Here is a 19,794-nt window from a genome sequence, read left to right as displayed (position 1 = left end):
AATGTTACTCATCCTACGCACAGTTACTTCACTGCCAATGTTACTTCATCGTACTCAAGTTTCTTTTTAGCGCACCATAGTTCCCTCAACTCAAAGTAGTACCCGTTTGGAGCATGAGCTTGTTACTATTGGCTTGCCACTAGGAGTGGACTTGTTGCCGTGGATAGATTCTTGTGTGTTTCTAACGGACTCAGATGCCGCTATTTTGCCTGAAGCATGGTTTGTTGGAGTCTAACGGACCCTGGTTCCGCTATTGTGGTGAAATGGCGGTCAAAGGCATGAAAAAAAGCCCAATAAGGGCTTTTGTGTCCGTTAGTATCAAAAAAAGGCATGTTTTTTGCAAATAGCGGAACCTCTGTCCGTTAAGTCAACCTAGCAAACCAAATTGTACCCAACCCAATAATAAGTAGTCATCAACGTAACAAAGTCACTTTAATCGGGCCAAGTCACTTCACCCCATAAAGTTACTCAATCGTACGCAAAGTTACTACACCGCATCTGATGTTACTCACCCTGTGCAAAGTTATTTCACTGCCAATGTTACTTGATCGTACTCAAGTTACTTTTTAGCGTACCATAGTTCCCTCTACTCAAAGTAGTACCCGTTTGGAGAATGAGCTTGTTACTATTGGCTTGCCACTAGGAGTGACTTGTTGCCGTGGATAGATTCTTGTGTGTTTCTAACGGACTCAGATGCCGCTATATTGCCTGAAACATGGTTTGCTGGAGGTCTAACGGACCTTGGTTCCACTATTGTGGTGAAATGGCGGCCAAAGGCATGAAAAAAAGCCCAATAAGGGCTTTTGTGTCCGTTAGTATTAGAAAAACTCGAATATATTGCGAATAGCGGAACCTCAGTCCGTTAACCATACAAAACTTTTGGGAGAAGCGATGCATGAGCAGCCCTTGGCGCAGCCATCAAAGGTCAGTGCTGCAATACAGCACTGACCACAGCAGCCCAAGCAGCGCCGTCTCCGGCCCTGCGGCGTCTCGCCCTGCCGCGCGCTAACGCACGCCAACAAGGCCGCGTACGGCTCTGCCATCGCGAGCAGCGCTGCGCCGGACCCGGCTCCGCCATCGCTAGCAACGCCGCGCGATTCGCGCCCCGCCAAGCGCGCCTGCTACACTCTCGTCAAGATCGCATAGCCGTAGGCTGGCAGCTTGACGGAGAGCATACCGCGCTCCACCGGCCATTCGCCGCCACCTGCGGCGTCCGCCCAGATCTCGCCATCGGCTGCGACTTGGATCGTCTGGCCGACGCTGTCATTGTTCAGCAGCACGAGCACGGATTGCTCACCCAAGCGGCGCTCAAAGGCCAGCTTGCTTCCATTCGCCTCCGCAACGCGGAAGTGGATGGAGCCGGTGCGAAGCGCCGGCAGATCCTTCCGAATAGCGATCAGCTTCTGGTAAAAGGCGAACAGATCGCGATCCTGCTTGGCAGGGTCCCATTCCATGCACTTGCGGCAATCGGGATCCTGGCCGCCGTCGATGCCGATCTCATCGCCGTAATAGATGCACGGCGTGCCGCTGTAAGTAAGCAGAAGAACCGCGGCCAGCTTCATCAGGTCTTTGTTGCCTCCGCAGAGCGTTAGAAGGCGCGGCGTGTCGTGGCTGTCCAGCAAGTTAAAGGCCACTTCGCTTGCCTGCTGCGGGTAGCGGGACAACTGCTTGCCAATTGCATTCGCATATCCGGCTGAATCCAGAGAACGGCGGACGACGAAATCCAGCACTGCTTCAGTGAAGGGATAGTTCATGACGGCGTCGAATTGGTCGCCCTGCAGCCAGCCAGATGATTCATGCCAAATTTCGCCTAGAATGTAAGCGTCCGGGTTGGCTTTTTTCACGACCTTACGGAAATCCCGCCAGAACTGGTGGTCGACTTCATTGGCCACATCCAGACGCCAGCCGTCGATCCCGACCTCCTTGATCCAGAACTCCGCAACGCTCAGCAAGTATTCTTTAACTTCAGGGTTCTCCGTGTTCAGCTTCGGCATATGGGGCTCAAAGGCGAACGTATCGTAAGTCGGTACCCCGTCCTTAACCTGCAGCGGGAACTCGCGCACGACGAACCAGTCCTTGTAACGGGATTGCTCGCCATTTTCCAGAACGTCGACGAACGGGGCAAACGTCTTGCCCGAATGGTTGAAGACCGCGTCAAGCAGGACGCGAATACCGCGTTCATGGCAAGCCTCGACGAGTTTTTTTAGCGTCTCCGTATCTCCGAACTGCGGATCGACCTTCATGTAATCGGCCGTGTCGTATTTATGATTGGTAGTCGCCTCAAAAATAGGCGTGAAATAAATGGCGTTAATCCCCAGATCGCTTAAATGATCAAGGTGATCGATGACCCCCTGCAGATCCCCTCCAAAAAAATTATGCCGCTCCGGCTCGCCGCCCCATGGAAGGACATTGGCCGGATCCAAGCTGGGATCGCCATTGGCGAAGCGCTCGGGGAAAATTTGATAGAAAATCGCGTCCTTCACCCATTCTGGTACAGTGAATATGTCCGCCGGATTAATGTATGGGTAATCGAACAGACGATCAGGAACGGCCGGACGCTCTTTTGAGAACTCGCTTTCCGTCATCCACATTTGCTCCTCGCCTTTTTGCAGCAGGAAGCCATATTTCAAACGGCGGTAAGGCGGCTTGACGGTACGGTACAGGCCCAGTAGTCAAACAACTCGTCGGAGGCCATTTTGGACATCGGAATCAATTCTTTACTTTGATCCCATATGTATTTGTCGCCGGTAAAGGCATAAACATGGGTAAGGTCATCTTTTTTGGCCCGCAGGCGAAGGTGGATCGTCTCCCGATCGTACGCATAGGACCAGTTCAGTTTGGGGCGGTGATAGACAGCTTCGAGCAGCATGCATGATTCCTCCTAGTCAATGAGTGATATGAGTACGGAAATTGCACGGAATTAATAGATTAAGTATGGATCGAAATACGGCAATTCTATACTCTTAGGCGGATGAATCTCCTATTATGCTGGCGCTTGGATAAGCAATTAGGAAGGCTATGCTAGCTAAAAAAGGCACACCAGGGCCAAATAGCAGCAGCCGAGGATGTACCTTTACGATAACAGCGCCTTCAGTTTTTATGCGTAAAACGCAACACCAGCAATGAGTTAACCGCATTCATGGATGGATTATAGCATTGTTCAAACCATTGCACAAGTCGGAAAAATATCACCTAAAATTTAGAATGGAATCCCAATGCGCATGATGCGTAATAAATCGCTAAAACACTGATACATATGGATTTATAGACCGGAGTATGCGGACAGTTACCATGAATGAATTGGATAATTTTAAGTTATTGTGTGAAAACGGGAGATATCAAGAGATATACGTACTAAATTAAAAATAATATGGCATAAACGATTAGTGCAAACGTTTTTACAAAGGAATTGTTGTGTTGTATGATGTGGGCGAGGATAAAGCGCTTTCCAATTGGGAATTTGGTCATGATTTCAAAATATACATACCAAACAACCACGAGAACCGAGAAATTTGAAATCGTTTGCGCATTTTCCGCATTTGTAAGCGAAATAAATTTTTAGGAGGGGTTAGCTTTATGAATTTCAGAAAACCATTTAGAAAAGCGCTGATGCTGGTCGCTGTACTGACTTTGACAGCTTCCATGACCGCCTGCGGCACCAAGAGCAGCGGCGGCGGCAATGGCGCAAATACTCCGGCGCCGTCAAATGCAGCAAATAACAAGGGGAATAATACCGCTGTGCAGGACGGAGAGCTGGTGCCGGAGGAAGGGGCAGAGCTCCTCGTTTGGGAGAGTAGAGAAGAGGTTCCCTTTACCGAGGAAATCGCCAGACAGTTCGAGGAGAAGTACGGCGTTAAGGTGAAAATTGAAGAAGTGGCCACTACTGATCAAGTGGGTAAATTAACGACGGACGGACCTTCGGGATTAGGCGCGGACGTGATCATCATTCCGCATGATCATCTGGGCAATGCCGCAGCATCGGGATTGATTCTGGAAAATGACGTCTTTGCAGAGGAGACGAAGAAGAACAACACCGAAGCTTCGATTATCGGCGCTACGTTCGAGGGAACGCTTTATGGTTATCCGAGAGCAGCTGAAACGACAGCTCTCTTCTATAACAAATCGCTCGTTCCTGAACCGCCAAAGTCCTTTGAGGATTTGATTGCATTCGGCAAGACGTTCACGGATAAATCTAAAAAGAAATACGCCCTGATGTGGGAAGCGGGAAATATGTACTTCAACTATCCGTTTATCGCTAGCGGAGGCGGTTATCTCTATGGCGACAACGGCACGAATAAGGATGATATCGGCCTTGCCCATGAAGGCGTAGCCGAGAGCATGAAGGTGTATCAAAGCCTGGCTGAAATTTTGCCGATCAAGAGCGGAGATATTAACCCGGATATCAAACGCGGCTTGTTTGGTGCAGGCGATGTAGCCATGGACATCAATGGTCCATGGGAGGTTGCCGGCTACAAAGAGGCTCTGGGCGACAATCTGGCGATCGCTCCGGTACCTACAGTGAACGGTAAACCGGCGATTACCTTCTCGGGTATTAAAATCTACACCGTAAGCTCCTTTGCGAAATATCCGAATGCGGCTAAATTGTACGCGGAGTTTGCTACGACCAAAGAAGCTCAGCTGCTGCTAAACGAGACGATCGGTTCGGTGCCTACGAACCTGGAAGCTCTGGAGAGCGACCAAATCAAGAACGATCCGATCGTATCCGGTTTCGCCGAGCAGGCCAAAAACTCGGAGCCGATGCCTTCCATTCCGGAAATGGCTAACGTATGGGCGCCTGTAAACGCGGCAATGGCCGACATTTGGGACAATAAAACGGATCCTAAGGTTGCCATGGAGAAGGCGATCACGCAAATCAAAGATTTGAACAACGGACTGGCTGCGGATTAATTGCATGGCCTGAAACGGAATTGAATTCACCCGTCGCGGTCTGCGGCGGGTAATTCCTTTGATGATCAAGGGAGAGGAGAAGGAGGAGAAATGAGCCGACACCGAACACGGGCAACAGTACTGTCGTCACTCTTGATGGGCCTCGGCCAGATCTATAACAGACAATACATTAAAGGCGCGCTGATGATTGCGTTTGAAGCTGTGTCCGTCATGTATTTCATCCTGAACCTGGGATATGCGTTTTGGGGAATCGTTACCCTGGGAGAAACGCCGCGAACCGCTGCGAATATGCAGCACGGGCAATATGATCATTCCATCTTTATTTTGATTCAAAGCTTGATTACGCTTCTGTACCTCATCGTCTTCCTGATCGTTTATTACTTCAACATTCGGGACGCGAGAAAAATAGGCGCGCAGCGCGATGAAGGCAAATCGGTTCATAGCTTCCGGCAATCGGTTCGTTATGTTCTCGATTATAAATTTGCGCAGGCGTTCCTGAGCATTCCCGCGATGGGTATTCTGTTCTTCACGATCATGCCGATTATATTCATGGTCATGATCGCCTTTACGAACTATTCCGCGCCGAACCACATACCGCCAGGCAAACTGGTCGATTGGGTAGGCTTCGAAACGTTCAAAAATCTGCTCGCCCTTAAAACCTGGAGCCATACCTTTTACGGAGTGCTGACCTGGACGATCATCTGGGCCATTTTGTCCACGGTGACGACTTATTTCGGCGGCCTGCTTGTCGCACTCTTGATTAATCAGAAGGGCATTCGTTTCAAAGGCTTCTGGAGAACGATTCTGATCCTCCCGTACGCGATTCCGCAGCTGATTTCACTGCTGGTGATGAGAAACATGTTTAACGGCGAGTTCGGCCCGATCAACCAGTATCTCGGCTATTTCGGTTTATCCGGATTGCCGTGGCTTACGGATCCGTTCTGGGCTAAGGTAACGGTTATTATCGTCAATATGTGGGTGGGCATTCCGGTATCGATGCTTTTGATCATGGGTGTGCTGACGACGATTCCGCGCGATATGTACGAAGCTGCCGAGGTGGATGGAGCAAGCGGCTACCAGAAGTTCCGCATCATTACTTTGCCGATGATCCTGTTTACGACGGCGCCTACGCTTATTGCGCAGTTTGCCGGCAATATCAATAACTTCAATATGATCTTCCTGCTGACGGGAGGAGATCCGGTCAAAGGGGATTACCAATACGCCGGGGCTACCGATTTGCTCGTGACCTGGCTCTACAAATTGACTTTGAACCAGAACAGATACAATATGGCATCCGCAGTTGGCATTATTATTTTCCTGATCATCGCCTCATTCTCGATCTATAACTATCGCAGAACGAAATCGTTTAAAGAGGAGGATATGATCCAATGAGCAGGCGAAAAATTCGTAATTACATACGATTGACGGCTAGTTATATTACGCTGGCGATACTGGCGATCTGTGCCATCTATCCCGCGCTCTGGATCGTGTTCGGCTCGCTGCGTCCAGGGACGTCGCTCTACAGCAAGACCTTGCTGCCAGAGACGCTTACGCTCAAGCATTATGTTGCGCTGTTCAACTCCAGGACGATCCTGTTCCCGCAGTGGTACATGAATACGCTGAAGGTATCCGTTTTCTCCATGCTGCTTGGCGTAACGCTGACGCTGCTAACTAGTTATGCCGTATCGCGTTTTCGCTTTAAAGGGCGGCAAAATGCGCTATCCGTCATTTTAGTGCTAGGGATGTTCCCGGGCTTCATGAGCATGATTGCGATCTTCCTGCTGCTGAAAGAGATGCAGCTGCTCGATACGCATCTGGCTCTAATTATGGTATATGCCGCGGGGGCTCCGCTAGGGATGACGCTAATTGCCAAGGGCTTCTTCGACACCATTCCGCGTTCGCTGGATGAGGCGGCCCGGATTGACGGGGCCAGCAACTTCCGGATATTCACATCGATTATTCTGCCGCTTTCCAAGCCGATTTTGACCTATATGGCCTTGCTGCAGTTTGTTGGTCCGTGGGTGGACTTTATTTTTGCCAGACTGATCTTGCGGAGCAAGGATAAATGGACGGTCGCGGTCGGGATGTGGGATATGGTTCAGGCCAATCAGAACTCCAACTTTACGATGTTTGCTGCCGGAGCGGTGCTTATTGCCGTGCCGATTACGATTCTATTTATGTTCATGCAGCGGCTGCTTGTGGACGGACTTACTTCCGGGGCGAGCAAAGGCTAATGATGCCGTTACGCTGGGAATAGCAGACTTATATAGCAGACAGAAGGTATAGACTCGTTCATTCGGAGACTATACCTTTTTTTGAGAATTAAGAAGTGGTGGGGTGACAACATAATGATGCGTTGGGGTCGAATTCAGTTTCAGTCGGTAGGCGTGAAAATATTTATTGTTGTATTTGCTACGGTCGTGACTGTATCCACTGTGCTTGGCATTAGCTCCTATCTCATGTCCAAACAGATTATTCGCGGGCAAGTGGGACTCGCGTCGTCACAGGCGATCGAGCAGGCGGCGGACAAGCTGGATTTTTTGTTTGCGGAGTATGAATCCATCTCGCGGCAGCTTGCCGTCGACCAAGGTCTGCGGACGGATTTGGAGACCGTCACCAAGCAGAATGCTGATATCGTCAAGAAGACCGAGGCGGAGACGCGGATTCGCAATAAGCTGGAGGGGCTCGGATGAGCGTTTGGTAGGCATCCGGCTTATTTCGTCTGGGAATTTCTCGAATACATATGCCAGTTCGGGCGCAAGTCCTCCAAGTAATGAGGAAGGAGTACAGGCTAGGATGAAGGCGATTCTGGATGCGCAGGGAAAACCGCTCTGGATTCCCGGACAGAAACAAGGCTTCTTCGAGACTTTCGCGAAGCCGTCAGTAACGATGGGCAGATTGCTGCAAAACCTGAAGCATCCGGAAGCCGAATACATACTGCTTATCGAGGTTAAAGATGAGGTGCTAAGGCAAACCCTATCCAATTTAAAAATGGGCTCTTCTGGCGAGGTTCGCATACTGACAGCCGATAATATCATCGTTCATGCGGCGGATCAGGAGTTGATCGAGACAACCTCCTATATTGGCTTAAATGAACAGCAGCTGCTAAGCGGGGAGGCCTTCTTCACAGCGGAGAATGACGACGGAGTAGAGCAGCTCGTTGCGTACCGGCAGCTCCAGTCCGTGGATTGGCGAATTATCGGGTACGCTCCGGAAAGCGACTTCCTTAGCGCCGCGGACAAGCTGATATGGATGACGGCATTCGTTCTATGCTTCGCCATATTGGTTGCTTTGGCCATCGGGTATTATTTGTTCCGAATGGTCGGAAAACCGCTGATGAAGCTGTGCAGATTAATGGAGGAAGGGGAGCGGGGGAACCTGCGGGTAAGGACGAATTTTCAGAGCCGGGACGAGATAGGACGGTTGGGGCAGAGCTTCAACAGCATGCTGGAGCAGATATCTCTGCTGGTAGAGAAGACGAATACGTCTACTGGGGAGCTCTTGAGCAATGCGGAGCATTTGGCTAGGGCTTCAAAGGACACGTCCCAATTTGCCGGCGAAATCGCCTCGGCTACGGGGGAGTTCGCTGCTGGGGCAGCGAATTTGGCGATGGAAGCGGAGAAGGGCGTAGATATTGCCGACGAAATCGGACAGCAAATGGATAACGTGATGAGCTTGAACGCGGCCATGGACGCATCTGCCGGAAGAGTCATTGAAGTCAGTCGGCAGGGCCGGGAATATATGGACAGCCTCGTCGAGAAGACGGAATCGGTATCCCAAATGACCGGGCTGATCGAGGCAAATTCGGCGAGACTGAGTGAAAGCACCCATTCGATCCGGAACATACTGGCGCCGATGGTGGAAATGACGAAGCAGACAAACATTCTCTCCCTGAATGCGTCCATCGAGGCTTCCAGAGCCGGTGCGGCAGGCAAAGGCTTCGTGGTCATCGCGGAGGAGATCCGCAAGCTGGCGGCTGAATCTAATGAATCCATTCAGACGGTGTCAGCCATGACCGAGGAAATTCAGGCGGCGATCGAGGATACAGTGAACGTACTGATGCAGGTGACTCCTATGTACGGGGAGCAGCTGCTGTCGGTAAAGGATGCCTCTTCGATATTTCAGAGGGTTGTCCAGGAAATGGAGCAGTTCGTGTCCGAACATGGTAACTGGTTTCCTGATTATTTTTTGCGTATTGAATCCTACAGATGCTCTCATTGATAATGCTTTTTAGAATTTTATCTAAAAAACGACTCACATGATGATGCTGAGACATTTCAAATTGCAGGACTTTTTTCATGTTGTGAATCTGTTTGATTTGTTATTTAGAAAGACAGTTTTCAAACTTCTCATTTAGTTGATTGACACATAAATGAAATGGCGTTGATTGATAAGCCTCTAACGTCAACATGGCAAAATACAGGGCATACACTTCATCAATCGTAAAAATAATGGGTGATAACAATCTGTTTTTTAAAATACCATATCGTCCATGTCTGCCTTGTTCCGAATAAATGGGCATACCCAATTGCTCTAATGAACTAATATCACGTAAGGCCGTGCTTTTTGAAATATTGTATTTATCCATTAAGTCACTTAAATTAAAGAATTCCCGGCCGTTTAAATATCTGATCATGTCATTTAGTGTCAGCTCGTCATATGTGGAATTGGTGGCATGGATGGTGCGGAAAGATAATTAAATCGGAGATGTATTGACGGAATTAGAAAGAGGGGCGGAGAGCCCCTCTTTTTTGTTGGGTATTTTATTTTAGTTTTATAGAGTAGCTTGTTTCTTCTTTATCTGTGTAGAACTTACCGATTTGTATTGTGACGGCGGATTTATTTGTAGAAGCATATACCATGAGAATTATAGTTCATCTCATTGTGGTCGAAAGTACTTGCTAACGACGTTACGTCACGTGTTACGATTACCTCAGACGATGAAAGGTAATAAAAAACAGATCAATTTGAACGCAGATGAGTTCTTATGAGGTGGCAATGGAATGAAAAACGATGTCGAACATATATTTACAATTGGGGAATTAGCAAAGCTAGTTGGTGTATCTGTGAGAACATTGCAGTATTATGATCAGAAAAACCTGCTGGATGCAACTTATAACGACAGCCATAAACGTGTTTATACCCGCGAGGATTTATTGAGAATTCTGCAGATTTTATTTCTGAAATCATTGGGAATGACGCTCCAGGAGATAGACGATAAGCTAGGGAAATGTAAGGACTCCACAGGTATCTTAGAGATATTTACACAGCAGCGTGAAATTTTGCTGGATCAAATTGTGAATCTGAATAAAATCGTCAATACATTAGATTTTGCTATTTCCGAGGCAAAAAGCGGACAAGAAATCGGTTTGGACAGACTGATCGCTATTGTAGAATTGATGAAGCATGGCAAGCCGGTATTTGACAAATTGCGGGAGTTTGACGATAGGGGGATTGATCCCGCAGGAAAGGAAGCACAGGAGTTTGCGAAGCAATGGTGGAGTTTACTGAGCGGATTTGCCGACGGAGACGCCAGCTTACTTAAATCGCTGGCACTTGCAGACAGGGATATCGAAAACTTGCCAGATGAAGTCAGATATCTAAGGAAATCCGCTGAGATATTTCTTGAAAGATCCATTGGGATTTATTTACGAAATAAAAATCAAACAGACACGGAAGAACACACGTAGTCACTGCTGTGGATTCAAAATTTGCTGGTTTTGATCGTATTGAAATTCATGGACACGGAGGGTATCTCCTTGATATTTTCATGAATTGGCGATGGAAGGAAAAGAAGTATCGATCTTTAGGGTGTAAAAATTACTTAATAGTTAAGCAATTTAAAATAAATATATAAAAAGGAGAAAATTATATGACGGACATTAAAGGACGCACTGCATTTATTACTGGCGGTGCCAACGGTATTGGATTGGGCATAGCCCGCAGACTTGCGCGCGAAGGCGTCAAGCTGGCACTGGTAGATTTGGAAGTCGACGCTCTTGAACGGGCGAAGGCAGAATTGCAGAACATTACTCAAGTCGAGACATTTGTACTCGATGTACGTGATCGCGCAGCATACGCGATCACGGCAGAGGCGGCGGAACGCGCACTGGGACCGGTAACGCTCCTGTTCAACAACGCTGGCGTCGCTGGCGGTGATTCTGTGAAGAAACTCACTTATGAACAATGGGATTTCTACATCAATGTAAATCTCTACGGCGTCATCAACGGCCTAATGGCATTTCTGCCGAAGATGATCGAACGCGGACTGGGTGGCCATATCGTGAACACAGCCTCGGGCGCGGGACTTGTGGCAACAGGCGCCGGGATTTTGTACACAACATCAAAATACGCGGTGGTCGGACTGTCGGAGGAACTAAGAATTAACCCCGATCTGATTGATTCTGGGATCGGTGTCAGCGTGCTTTGCCCCGCTCGCGTAGCGACCAACATCGTAAAACGATCGATGGATGCATCTCCCAAAGCTAAGATGCAGTTGACGGAGGAGCAGGAAAGGAAGATCGCTGAGGCAATAGAGACGGCAGGCCAGATGATTCTTCAGCATGGCGTCAGCATCGACGTTGTCGGTGAGATGGTCCTTAAGGCAGTGCAGGAAAACGCAATGTACATTATTACTGATCGCGAAGTGGAAGGGCTGATCAAGGCTCGGTCCAAGGCGCTGCTAGAAGCCCTGCCGGATTAGGCCGGCGCAGAGAGAGGTACAATATGTCAAATGAAAATAAAACGAAAAAGCCCAGTATTATAAAAAGTATTTTAATATCCGTTGTTGTTTTGGCAGTAATTATAGGAATTGCTGTATTGGGATTCCCGTTGTTAAAGCTACCCGGATGGCCGTTTACCTTTTTTCTTTTCTACTTCGTGAGCATTGAGCGCATGGTAAAAGATAAGCTGTTGACTACTGCAATCGGCGGATTTATTGGAATGACGGTGAGTTTTTCTCCAAAGCTGCTCACCGTTTTGACAGGCAGTGAAGGGATAGCTTGGTTAGGCTTCCTGGTCTTGTTAATCGCGCTGCTTACCATGGTGGTAGATGGCAGAGTAAAGGTAATCAACTATCTGTGTATGCTTATGGTAACCGTCCTGCTGCCTCCCGGTCTCGAACTCAACCTAATGCCAGAGGCCTATCTCCCAGCTGTAGCCTCATATACGATAGCGGTTGCCATATTTGCGATCCTGGTGAACATAATACCCAAACGATCTAAGAAAGAGTCAGTCACAGAGGTTTAAAGGGGTGTTTCAATTTCTGTGATCAAGGAAATTTCCGTTTATTATATTCGAAATATCGAATACATTTTCACCAGAGTAACGAGATAACACATGAATCAACAGAATGTGATCCATCTGGACGTAATGAGAGTTTGGAATTCATGTTTCCAAGGAGAAGTGATAATTACATTAAGGGAAGACCTCAAGTTGGCAAAAGAGGGGTGAGTACCCCTCTTTTTGTTTGAATATGTACTATAAAATAACATTAGTATCTATCAATGTTATTAATAACCTCAATCTGCTCATCTGCGGTTCGTTTGCTTGGCTAAGTGTATTTTCAATTCCCCGTATGTTTTAGCTTCATCAGGATGATTCATTAGGTATTCTTTGAAGCTCAGATGATACTCAATGTTGATATTTCCGACCTCGTAAATATGTACATGGTGAGTTCTATGATCTCCACCCTTTGAAAAATATCGACGACCAATAATTCCTTGTTCCCCTCAAATGAAACATCCGGAGCTCCTCCGATTCCGTTCATGAACTGAGATCATCCCAACAGGTACTGTCCGAATTCATTGCCAGCGTAAGCTCTGTCGTTCAGCAAACGACGGCATCGACGGAGGAAGTCGCTTCGATGTCCTCGGAGCAGTTCAAAATCAGTGAGGAGCTGGTCAAGCTGTCCAACCGATTGGAAGGATTGTCCGAGACGCTGAAGCAATCACTCGGTTCCTTTCAAATGGATGCTGAAGAAGCGGTTTAATTACCGCTAGGGACCAATAGGAATGAACCGGAAGAAAGACCAGGCCAGGCAGGTTATTGCCTGGCTTTTTTGCCGCTTGGCAGGAGTGAGCTCGGGGCCGGCAGATGAATAGTCTGATTGTGTCAGGCCCTCACGGACGGGTTAAAAAGGTTGCAAAGGCATGCGTGTTTTAGGGGTGGTGGATATTGTTTCCAGTTTATATACTGAATCATACGCGACCGTCCATGAGATATTAACCGAGAAATGGCAGTGCATTCATGCCCTTTACAGGACAGGGAGTATTTAGGTTAGAGGCTTGTTCCGTAAAAGGAAACTGGGTAAAAGTATACGGAAATTATAAAATAAATTAATCCTACCCATTTAGTCGAGTTTGTGATAATATTACGTCTGTAAATGAACTTAATACTGACAACCAGTGGTCAAATATTAAGGAAAAAGGGGAGTTTAACCATGGAAACTTTGCAAATCATACTTAACATAGCGGTTATGCTCGTGCTGCTTGGTCTTCTTTTCTGGATGCAGAAGAAGCATATCTCATTCACGAAACGGGTGTTCACGGGGCTGGGGCTGGGCATACTATTCGGTATTGCCCTGCAGTTGCTCTTCCCGTCCGAATCAGCGGTCATCGGGAAATCGACGGACTGGTTCAACATCGTTGGACGCGGTTATGTTGGCTTGCTGCAAATGATTGTTATCCCGCTCATTATGGTATCTATTATTTCAGCCATTATGAAATTGAAGGGGAAACAAAATCTGGGGAAAATTAGCGGTCTTATTATCGCCGTACTGCTCATTACGACAGCGATTGCCGCATCAGTCAGTATTGTCACTACCCTTAGCTTCGATCTGCAGGCGCTGGAGATTCCGGCAGGGGATCGTGAAATTGCCCGTGGGGAGACGCTGGAGCAGCGTCTAGGGGACGTGGCGGATAAGACGATTCCGCAGCAAATTCTTGATTTCGTTCCGAAGAATCCATTTGCGGATATGACGGGGGCGCGCAGTACCTCAACCCTGGCTGTCGTTATCTTCTCTGCATTTATTGGAGTCGCCGTGCTTGGGCTGGATCGTAAAAAGCCGGAGCAAGCAGAGACGTTCCGTAAAATAATCGATGCATTGTATGCCGTTGTCATGCGTATTGTAACGATAGTCTTAAGGCTGACGCCATACGGAATTCTTGCGCTAATTACGAATACAATCGCAACAACGAATCCGCAGGAAATTTTGAAGCTGATCAAATTCGTAGGCGCATCCTATGTAGCGCTGATCGTCATGTTCATTATTCATCTGATCCTGCTGGCCATATTCGGATACAATCCAGTGCAGTATGTTAGAAAAGTACTGCCGACACTTGTGTTCGCCTTCACATCGCGTTCGAGTGCCGCTTCGATCCCATTAAACGTCGAGACGCAAACGAAGCGGCTTGGGGTACCAGACGGTATCGCTAACTTGTCAGCTTCCTTCGGGGCGACGATTGGCCAGAACGGCTGCGCCGGCGTTTATCCGGCCATGTTGGCCGTCATGATCGCACCGACGGTAGGCATAAATCCGGCAAGCTGGGATTTCATTCTGACGCTGATTCTTGTCGTCATGATCAGTTCCTTCGGAGTAGCCGGCGTTGGCGGGGGAGCGACCTTCGCCTCGCTGATCGTTCTGTCAACGATGAACCTGCCGGTCGCGCTCGCTGGTCTTTTAATTTCCGTTGAGCCGCTGATCGACATGGGGCGCACGGCGCTGAACGTGAATGATTCCATTGCGGCTGGTGTAATAACCGGTAAAGTCCTAGGCGAGAATGATCTGGAGGTCTTCAAAAGCAATGTCGATATCGATGTTGCCCAGGCATAAGGCTTAAACTTGAATATATTCGATTGAATTGAAAAAGACAGCTTGGGGGGATACTCTCTCAGGCTGTCTTTTTATGATGAACATAACCGAGGCGGGAAACAGGAAGAAATTAACTGTGAAATCGGCTTGATTTTGGTATTCTTGAGAATAAGGGTAAATGGGGAGAGCGTTATCTTATTGCTTGCTAAGTATTTGCACAATAGGGTTTTAATTCTTGATACTTTTTGCCTGGAACGCCGTATATAATATTATCATTGCGGAAAGGTGGTGTATCGGTAGGATGCATGCATGGGTTATTTGGCTGATTGCCGCCGGAGTATTGTTAGTGCTTGAAATGATGACTTTGACCTTTTATCTCCTTTGGATAAGTGTCGGGGCGGGGGCGGCTGCATTGGTTGCTTGGATTGCTCCGGATGCTTTCCTGATTCAGGTCATTACAGGTTGCGTAGTCGCTCTCGTGCTGACGGCATTTACGAAACCGCTGGCGAAGAGACTACGGGCGTCAAAGGGGTATGAGGATGCCGGTACTGAACTCGTCGGGAAACAGGGAGTTGTGGTTGAAGCGATTGAACCGGGCCAGTATGGCATCGTAAAAATCGGTGGAGATACGTGGAGCGCCACATCCACACAGCAAATTGCCAAGGATGAGCTGGTACGGGTTATGAAACGGGGAACCAGCATTATCGAAGTAGAACGATGGGAGGAATTCATTTAATGGAATGGGCGATTATCGTCGTTATTGTCGTCGTCGTATTTGTCTTTATTTCACTTACAGTCAAAATCGTACCTCAACAGCGTGTCGGTGTCGTAGAGCGGCTCGGTAAATTCCACCGCTTGCTGACGCCGGGTCTTAATATCCTGATTCCGGTCATCGACCATGTTCGGCTCTATCACGACCTGCGGATCCAACAGGCTAACGTGCCTCCGCAAACCGTTATTACGAAGGACAACGTTCAGGTACAAATCGATACGATCATTTTCTATCAGGTCGTCGGACCAGAGCAAGCGACGTATGGCATCTCTGATTACGTATACGGCGTTCGCAACATTACGACGGCAACAATGCGTCAAATCATCGGTAAGATGGAGCTCGACGAGACGCTGTCCGGGCGGGAGAAGATCTCCTCGGATATCCGGATTGCCCTCGACGAAGCAACTGAGAAGTGGGGCGTACGGATCGAACGCGTAGAGGTTATCGACATTAAGCCTCCGCTGGATATCCAGGACGCGATGGATAAGCAAATGAAGGCCGAGCGGAACAAGCGTGCTATCGTTCTCGAGGCAGAAGCAGCGAAGCAAGACATGATCCTTCGCGCTGAAGGGGATAAACAAAGTAAAATCCTTAAGGCTGAGGGTGACAAGGAAGCGCGTATTAACGAAGCGGAAGGTTTCCGTCAAGCTCAAGAGCTGGAAGCGCTTGGGGAAGCTAAGGCGATTGAAGCGGTTGCCGCGGCTGAGAAGGTAAGAATCCAGATGCTGCGTGATGCTGGCCTGGATGAGCAGGTGCTTGCGTACCGTTCCTTCGAGGCATTGACCGAAGTGTCCAAGGGAGCTGCGAACAAAGTGTTCATCCCTTCGAACGCGATCGAAACGTTGGGCAGCATCGGCGCGATCGGCGAAATGTTCAAGGGCAAGGATGGCAAGAAATAATCGGTGCCTAAATAGATAAATTAAAGGATGGGGTTGTCCCAAAAGTCATCATAGATGACTGAGGGGCGCCCCTTTCTTTATCCTATCTTATATAAGCAGTCGAACACTAAATGGAATTCATGTATCTAATTATGCTCTAAACAAATACTTCAAGGAATTAGATGGATTTTATGCACCTACAATCAAGAATTCAGTCCAAGATGGACATCTTCCTTCTTCTAACGACATGAAATACATTTAAATCTACTTTCCTTTCTTAGCCGCAGAAACTAACTACTTTAAATCCACTTAGATAAGTTGAACAATTAAAATGGGTACTGGAGGTAGGGAGAGCTGGATGACCGTTTAGTTTGCCCGATGGCCGGTACGTTCTGGTTTAAGAAGACAGTTACTTAGTGAGAAAAGAGGATATATGTTCATATATTGAACATATATCCTCTTATTAGTTTAGTCTATCTTAAGTCAGTTGTTTTTATTTTATAAGTTGAACTAAAGAATAGGATGCAGGCAAGGGAGGAAAATGATTCCGAAGAAACGGCAGTGGTCGCCTTTGTGACCGGATTTCCACCTCTTATGAATCTATATAATCCAAGAAATCTGGGAACAACAGCGATCGTAGGAACATTTTACGTACTTGCCCAATCCATTTCAATAGTTCAACTTATCTCTAGCAATTATTTCTTTTTCTCGGACAACTGATCCTTCATACGCTGCAACTCCTCATTTACGGCCGGGTCGTTTTTAGGATTTATTGTGTCGGCGGAGAAGGGGCTGTATCCCGATTTTGCCATGCTTGCTTCCCATTCGGTGATTTTCTCCTCCATGCGCTCGAAGCCTCTTGCCGCTGCACCGCTGTAGGTGCCGTAGCTGAAGTTCGGACTTTCCGCACTGCTCGATTGCTCCACTTTGCGTGCGCGCTCTGCCAGCTCTTTGCGCTTTTCTTTTAAGCGGGCCAGTTCTTCCTTTGCTTCCTTCAAACGAAGCTCCAGCTCGAACACCTGGCTCTCGGCTTGCTTGGCGTTAGCTGCACTTTGTTCAGCTTCGTCTTGATAGTTGATTTTAGCTACAGCGGCACGGCGGGCAGCATCTTCATTGCCGGCGGTTAGTGCTTCCAGCGCCTTTTGTTCTTGCAGCTGGGCATTGCGCGTGGCTTCAAGGCTCTTCTGCTCGCTCACTTTAGCGGCGGTTTTGCGTTCGCGAAGCAAATTCTCTTTCGCGGCAATATCCTCTTCCAGGTTTCTTAAGTACTGGCCTGTCATCAGGATCGGATCCTCCAATTTATTCAGTACCTCGTGAATCGTTGCTTTCGTTAAGTTGGACAGTCTGTTCAATATGCTCATGTTCAGGACTCCTTTTATTGTATATTTTTAACAACTTGAATTATTTATTGGGTTAAACAGTGTTAGAATTTCGAGTAATGCTCATCATAACCGTAATCGTTGTAGTCGTAATGCGCGCCAGCAGGTTCTTTAGGGACGATCAGGCTGGCGATCAGGTAAATGGCCACGACAGTGCCGAAGCTGCAAATTGCTGCGATCAAGGCAATCAGACGAACTACAGTCGAATCTATGTTGAAATAGCGGGCGATACCTCCGCAAAGACCGGTAATTTGCTTATCCGTTCTTGAACGGTACAATTTTTTCATCATACTTCACTCACTTTCATATATTGTCATCGGGATGGTGCAATCCGTTGTTTATGACTTTATTTTATCGGTTTTTCGGGAGAGGCATAACGGGCTGGGGACGGTTTTTGACCCCGACCATAGTCGGGCTGGCTCCTCGCCAGAAGGTGGGGGCTGCAGCAGCAACAAATATATATACGTGAAGGAGTGGACAGCATGAGGATCGCAGTTTTGCATGGAAGTACACGGGAAGAGGGCAATACGGAAGCGCTGACGGAAGTTGTGTTGGAAGGGCTGGATCGAACGGATATTTATTTGCGGGAGAAGACGATATTGCCGATTCATGACCAGAGGCATGAGGAGGGCGGATTCGACCCGGTCGACGACGATTATGACGACATCATTCATGAAGTGCTGGAGCACGATATTCTTGTGTTCGCTACGCCGGTGTATTGGTATGGACCATCGGGAATATTGAAAAGCTTCATCGACCGCTGGTCGCAAAGCCTTCGCGACACCCGGTATGATTTCAAAGAAACCATGTCGAGGAAGAAGGCTTATGTCATCGTCGTGGGGGGAGACAATCCGCGAATCAAGGCACTTCCGCTCATCCAGCAGCTTAAATACACTTTCGATTTCGTGGGCATGCCGCTGGAAGGGTATGTCATCGGCAAGGCCAGCCGGCCCGGCGATATCAGCGGGGATTCACGGGCGTTGGCAGAGGCGCAGTGGCTGAATGGGGAACTGAGGAGAGAGGCCGGCTGTTAAAGGAAAACAAGTGATCATTTTGTAACCTCTGTAGCTTGACTCCTGGGAGGAGAGGCGCTTGGGCCGGCCGGTTTCCGCACCGCGCGTGGCTCCCGACGTGCGGTGCTTGGCGTTCTAAGATTCGGCCGAGTTTATGTTCTCGCATTATACAGCTTTTACATTGCAGGATTATGATATGCGTATGGTTAATTATATTTTGTGAAAGTCCGCAGAAGAGAAGCTTACAGGGTAACAGGCAAGTATAACAGAGAGGACGTAGGGAGGACGGTTTAACATGGCCAAAGTGATTAATTTTGCGCATCGAGGCGCGGCGGGGCATTGTCCTGAGAATACGCTGGTCGCTTTCAAGCGCGCCTTAGAGCTTGGGGCGAGCGGGATTGAGACGGATGTGCAAATGACGAAAGACGGGCATCTGGTGCTGATCCACGATGAGACGCTGCACCGTACGGCCGGTTCGCCGGAATGGGTCAAGGATGTAACGCTGGCGGAGCTGTCGGCGAAGGATGCGGGTTCATGGTTTCATGAAGATTATCGCGGAGAGAGAATCCCGACGCTGGAGCAGCTGCTTGAGCTTGTTGTGCCGTTGGACACGATCATTAATTTGGAGCTGAAGAATGGGGTCGTCCGGTATCCGGAGCTCGAAAACAAAGTGATTGAAGTGGTTCGCCGTTACGGATTGTCTGAGCGTGTCATCATATCCAGCTTTAATCACTATTCCCTCGTGGAGTGCAAGCGGATCGCCCCGGAAATTCGCACGGGGATTTTGTATATGGAGGGGCTGTACGAGCCATGGGATTATGCGAAGCGCATTGGCGCAGACGCCTTGCACGCTTTCCAGTACGCTGTCATTCCGGAGCTTGTAGCTGCTGCCTCGGAGCACGGCATTCCCTATCATCCGTTCACCGTCAATGAGAAGGCCGAGATGCAAGCGTTGATCCGTGCAGGTGTTGGCGGCATCATCACCGATTATCCCGATCGTTTGGCCGAGCTGTTGACGGCTGAAGGAGGTTAA

Annotated in this window: 18 protein-coding genes and 1 pseudogene; 14 read left to right on the top strand and 5 right to left on the bottom strand. The window is 48.4% G+C overall.

The annotated features are described in order from the left end of the window. Nucleotides 1-1,121: 1,121 nt before the first annotated feature. A pseudogene (locus tag ACYUJT_RS08375) lies at nt 1,122-2,869 on the bottom strand (alpha-glycosidase). Between the two features lie 707 nt (nt 2,870-3,576). On the opposite strand from ACYUJT_RS08375, the gene ACYUJT_RS08370 reads away from it, so the two are divergent. The 5 genes from ACYUJT_RS08370 (at nt 3,577) to ACYUJT_RS08350 (ending at nt 9,129) form a co-directional block, all read left to right on the top strand. Then, nucleotides 3,577-4,908, top strand: a complete 1,332-nt coding sequence (locus ACYUJT_RS08370) for a sugar ABC transporter substrate-binding protein (protein WP_460320491.1) — start codon at nt 3,577-3,579, stop codon at nt 4,906-4,908. A 90-nt stretch (nt 4,909-4,998) separates the two neighbouring features. After that, on the top strand, nt 4,999-6,300 hold the full coding sequence (locus ACYUJT_RS08365) for a carbohydrate ABC transporter permease (protein ID WP_460320489.1): 1,302 nt from the start codon (nt 4,999-5,001) through the stop codon (nt 6,298-6,300). Then, complete coding sequence (locus ACYUJT_RS08360) at nt 6,297-7,142, top strand: sugar ABC transporter permease (RefSeq protein WP_460320486.1); 846 nt, start codon at nt 6,297-6,299, stop codon at nt 7,140-7,142. Before ACYUJT_RS08365 ends, ACYUJT_RS08360 begins: the two co-directional genes overlap by 4 nt. A 114-nt stretch (nt 7,143-7,256) precedes the next feature. Further along, nucleotides 7,257-7,601 carry a hypothetical protein gene (locus ACYUJT_RS08355; protein WP_460320483.1) on the top strand — a complete coding sequence of 115 codons (345 nt, stop codon included), beginning with the start codon at nt 7,257-7,259 and terminating at the stop codon, nt 7,599-7,601. Between the two features lie 103 nt (nt 7,602-7,704). Next, the gene (locus ACYUJT_RS08350; RefSeq protein ID WP_460320481.1) at nt 7,705-9,129 is read left to right on the top strand and encodes a methyl-accepting chemotaxis protein; all 1,425 of its coding nucleotides are present in this window, start codon (nt 7,705-7,707) and stop codon (nt 9,127-9,129) included. A gap of 100 nt (nt 9,130-9,229) precedes the next feature. Here ACYUJT_RS08350 and ACYUJT_RS08345 read toward each other — a convergent pair whose 3' ends face one another. Next, nucleotides 9,230-9,544, bottom strand: a complete 315-nt coding sequence (locus tag ACYUJT_RS08345; protein WP_460320480.1) for a helix-turn-helix transcriptional regulator — start codon at nt 9,542-9,544, stop codon at nt 9,230-9,232. A 367-nt stretch (nt 9,545-9,911) separates the two neighbouring features. On the opposite strand from ACYUJT_RS08345, the gene ACYUJT_RS08340 reads away from it, so the two are divergent. The 3 genes from ACYUJT_RS08340 (at nt 9,912) to ACYUJT_RS08330 (ending at nt 12,156) form a co-directional block, all read left to right on the top strand. Then, the gene (locus ACYUJT_RS08340) at nt 9,912-10,598 is read left to right on the top strand and encodes a MerR family transcriptional regulator (RefSeq protein WP_460320478.1); all 687 of its coding nucleotides are present in this window, start codon (nt 9,912-9,914) and stop codon (nt 10,596-10,598) included. Nucleotides 10,599-10,780: 182 nt separating this feature from the next. Then, nucleotides 10,781-11,611 (top strand): SDR family NAD(P)-dependent oxidoreductase, encoded by an 831-nt coding sequence (locus tag ACYUJT_RS08335; RefSeq protein ID WP_460320475.1) that lies wholly within the window; start codon nt 10,781-10,783, stop codon nt 11,609-11,611. Nucleotides 11,612-11,634: 23 nt separating this feature from the next. Then, on the top strand, nt 11,635-12,156 hold the full coding sequence (locus tag ACYUJT_RS08330; protein WP_460320473.1) for a hypothetical protein: 522 nt from the start codon (nt 11,635-11,637) through the stop codon (nt 12,154-12,156). Between the two features lie 281 nt (nt 12,157-12,437). Here ACYUJT_RS08330 and ACYUJT_RS08325 read toward each other — a convergent pair whose 3' ends face one another. Further along, nucleotides 12,438-12,623, bottom strand: a complete 186-nt coding sequence (locus ACYUJT_RS08325; protein WP_460321581.1) for a GrpB family protein — start codon at nt 12,621-12,623, stop codon at nt 12,438-12,440. Between the two features lie 149 nt (nt 12,624-12,772). Between ACYUJT_RS08325 and ACYUJT_RS08320 the strand changes: the two genes are divergently transcribed. The 4 genes from ACYUJT_RS08320 to ACYUJT_RS08305 all read left to right on the top strand — a co-directional run bounded on the left by ACYUJT_RS08320 (nt 12,773) and on the right by ACYUJT_RS08305 (nt 16,390). Beyond that, on the top strand, nt 12,773-12,898 hold the full coding sequence (locus tag ACYUJT_RS08320; RefSeq protein WP_460320471.1) for a hypothetical protein: 126 nt from the start codon (nt 12,773-12,775) through the stop codon (nt 12,896-12,898). Between the two features lie 450 nt (nt 12,899-13,348). After that, a complete protein-coding gene (locus ACYUJT_RS08315; RefSeq protein WP_460320469.1) occupies nt 13,349-14,740 on the top strand; it encodes an L-cystine transporter in 1,392 nt (463 codons plus the stop codon). 280 nt (nt 14,741-15,020) lie between these two features. Next, entirely contained in the window at nt 15,021-15,455 is a 435-nt protein-coding gene (locus tag ACYUJT_RS08310; RefSeq protein WP_460320467.1) for an NfeD family protein, read from the top strand. Beyond that, entirely contained in the window at nt 15,455-16,390 is a 936-nt protein-coding gene (locus ACYUJT_RS08305; RefSeq protein WP_460320464.1) for an SPFH domain-containing protein, read from the top strand. The genes ACYUJT_RS08310 and ACYUJT_RS08305 overlap by 1 nt, the downstream gene beginning before the upstream one ends. A gap of 674 nt (nt 16,391-17,064) precedes the next feature. On the opposite strand, the gene ACYUJT_RS08300 is transcribed toward ACYUJT_RS08305, so the two are convergent. Both ACYUJT_RS08300 and ACYUJT_RS08295 read right to left on the bottom strand, forming a co-directional pair. After that, a complete protein-coding gene (locus ACYUJT_RS08300; protein WP_460320461.1) occupies nt 17,065-17,730 on the bottom strand; it encodes a PspA/IM30 family protein in 666 nt (221 codons plus the stop codon). 62 nt (nt 17,731-17,792) lie between these two features. Continuing rightward, nucleotides 17,793-18,038, bottom strand: coding sequence for a PspC domain-containing protein (locus ACYUJT_RS08295; protein ID WP_460320459.1), 246 nt, complete (start codon nt 18,036-18,038; stop codon nt 17,793-17,795). 192 nt (nt 18,039-18,230) lie between these two features. On the opposite strand from ACYUJT_RS08295, the gene ACYUJT_RS08290 reads away from it, so the two are divergent. Continuing rightward, complete coding sequence (locus ACYUJT_RS08290; protein ID WP_460320457.1) at nt 18,231-18,782, top strand: flavodoxin family protein; 552 nt, start codon at nt 18,231-18,233, stop codon at nt 18,780-18,782. A gap of 274 nt (nt 18,783-19,056) precedes the next feature. After that, a complete protein-coding gene (locus ACYUJT_RS08285) occupies nt 19,057-19,794 on the top strand; it encodes a glycerophosphodiester phosphodiesterase (RefSeq protein ID WP_460320455.1) in 738 nt (245 codons plus the stop codon).

The sequence above is a fragment of the Paenibacillus sp. YSY-4.3 genome (genome assembly GCF_054767475.1).
The sequence above is the reverse complement of the archived record's forward strand: the minus strand, read 5'-3'. Positions and strand labels throughout refer to the sequence as shown.

Excerpts from the sequence above, each read along its gene's own strand:
- ACYUJT_RS08370 (WP_460320491.1), top strand. The coding sequence starts at position 3,577 with ATGAATTTCAGAAAACCATTTAGAAAAGCGCTGATGCTGGTCGCTGTA.
- ACYUJT_RS08365 (WP_460320489.1), top strand. The coding sequence starts at position 4,999 with ATGAGCCGACACCGAACACGGGCAACAGTACTGTCGTCACTCTTGATG.
- ACYUJT_RS08360 (WP_460320486.1), top strand. The coding sequence starts at position 6,297 with ATGAGCAGGCGAAAAATTCGTAATTACATACGATTGACGGCTAGTTAT.
- ACYUJT_RS08355 (WP_460320483.1), top strand. The coding sequence starts at position 7,257 with ATGATGCGTTGGGGTCGAATTCAGTTTCAGTCGGTAGGCGTGAAAATA.
- ACYUJT_RS08350 (WP_460320481.1), top strand. The coding sequence starts at position 7,705 with ATGAAGGCGATTCTGGATGCGCAGGGAAAACCGCTCTGGATTCCCGGA.
- ACYUJT_RS08345 (WP_460320480.1), bottom strand. The coding sequence starts at position 9,544 with ATGATCAGATATTTAAACGGCCGGGAATTCTTTAATTTAAGTGACTTA.
- ACYUJT_RS08340 (WP_460320478.1), top strand. The coding sequence starts at position 9,912 with ATGAAAAACGATGTCGAACATATATTTACAATTGGGGAATTAGCAAAG.
- ACYUJT_RS08335 (WP_460320475.1), top strand. The coding sequence starts at position 10,781 with ATGACGGACATTAAAGGACGCACTGCATTTATTACTGGCGGTGCCAAC.
- ACYUJT_RS08330 (WP_460320473.1), top strand. The coding sequence starts at position 11,635 with ATGTCAAATGAAAATAAAACGAAAAAGCCCAGTATTATAAAAAGTATT.
- ACYUJT_RS08320 (WP_460320471.1), top strand. The coding sequence starts at position 12,773 with ATGTCCTCGGAGCAGTTCAAAATCAGTGAGGAGCTGGTCAAGCTGTCC.
- ACYUJT_RS08315 (WP_460320469.1), top strand. The coding sequence starts at position 13,349 with ATGGAAACTTTGCAAATCATACTTAACATAGCGGTTATGCTCGTGCTG.
- ACYUJT_RS08310 (WP_460320467.1), top strand. The coding sequence starts at position 15,021 with ATGCATGCATGGGTTATTTGGCTGATTGCCGCCGGAGTATTGTTAGTG.
- ACYUJT_RS08305 (WP_460320464.1), top strand. The coding sequence starts at position 15,455 with ATGGAATGGGCGATTATCGTCGTTATTGTCGTCGTCGTATTTGTCTTT.
- ACYUJT_RS08300 (WP_460320461.1), bottom strand. The coding sequence starts at position 17,730 with ATGAGCATATTGAACAGACTGTCCAACTTAACGAAAGCAACGATTCAC.
- ACYUJT_RS08295 (WP_460320459.1), bottom strand. The coding sequence starts at position 18,038 with ATGATGAAAAAATTGTACCGTTCAAGAACGGATAAGCAAATTACCGGT.
- ACYUJT_RS08290 (WP_460320457.1), top strand. The coding sequence starts at position 18,231 with ATGAGGATCGCAGTTTTGCATGGAAGTACACGGGAAGAGGGCAATACG.
- ACYUJT_RS08285 (WP_460320455.1), top strand. The coding sequence starts at position 19,057 with ATGGCCAAAGTGATTAATTTTGCGCATCGAGGCGCGGCGGGGCATTGT.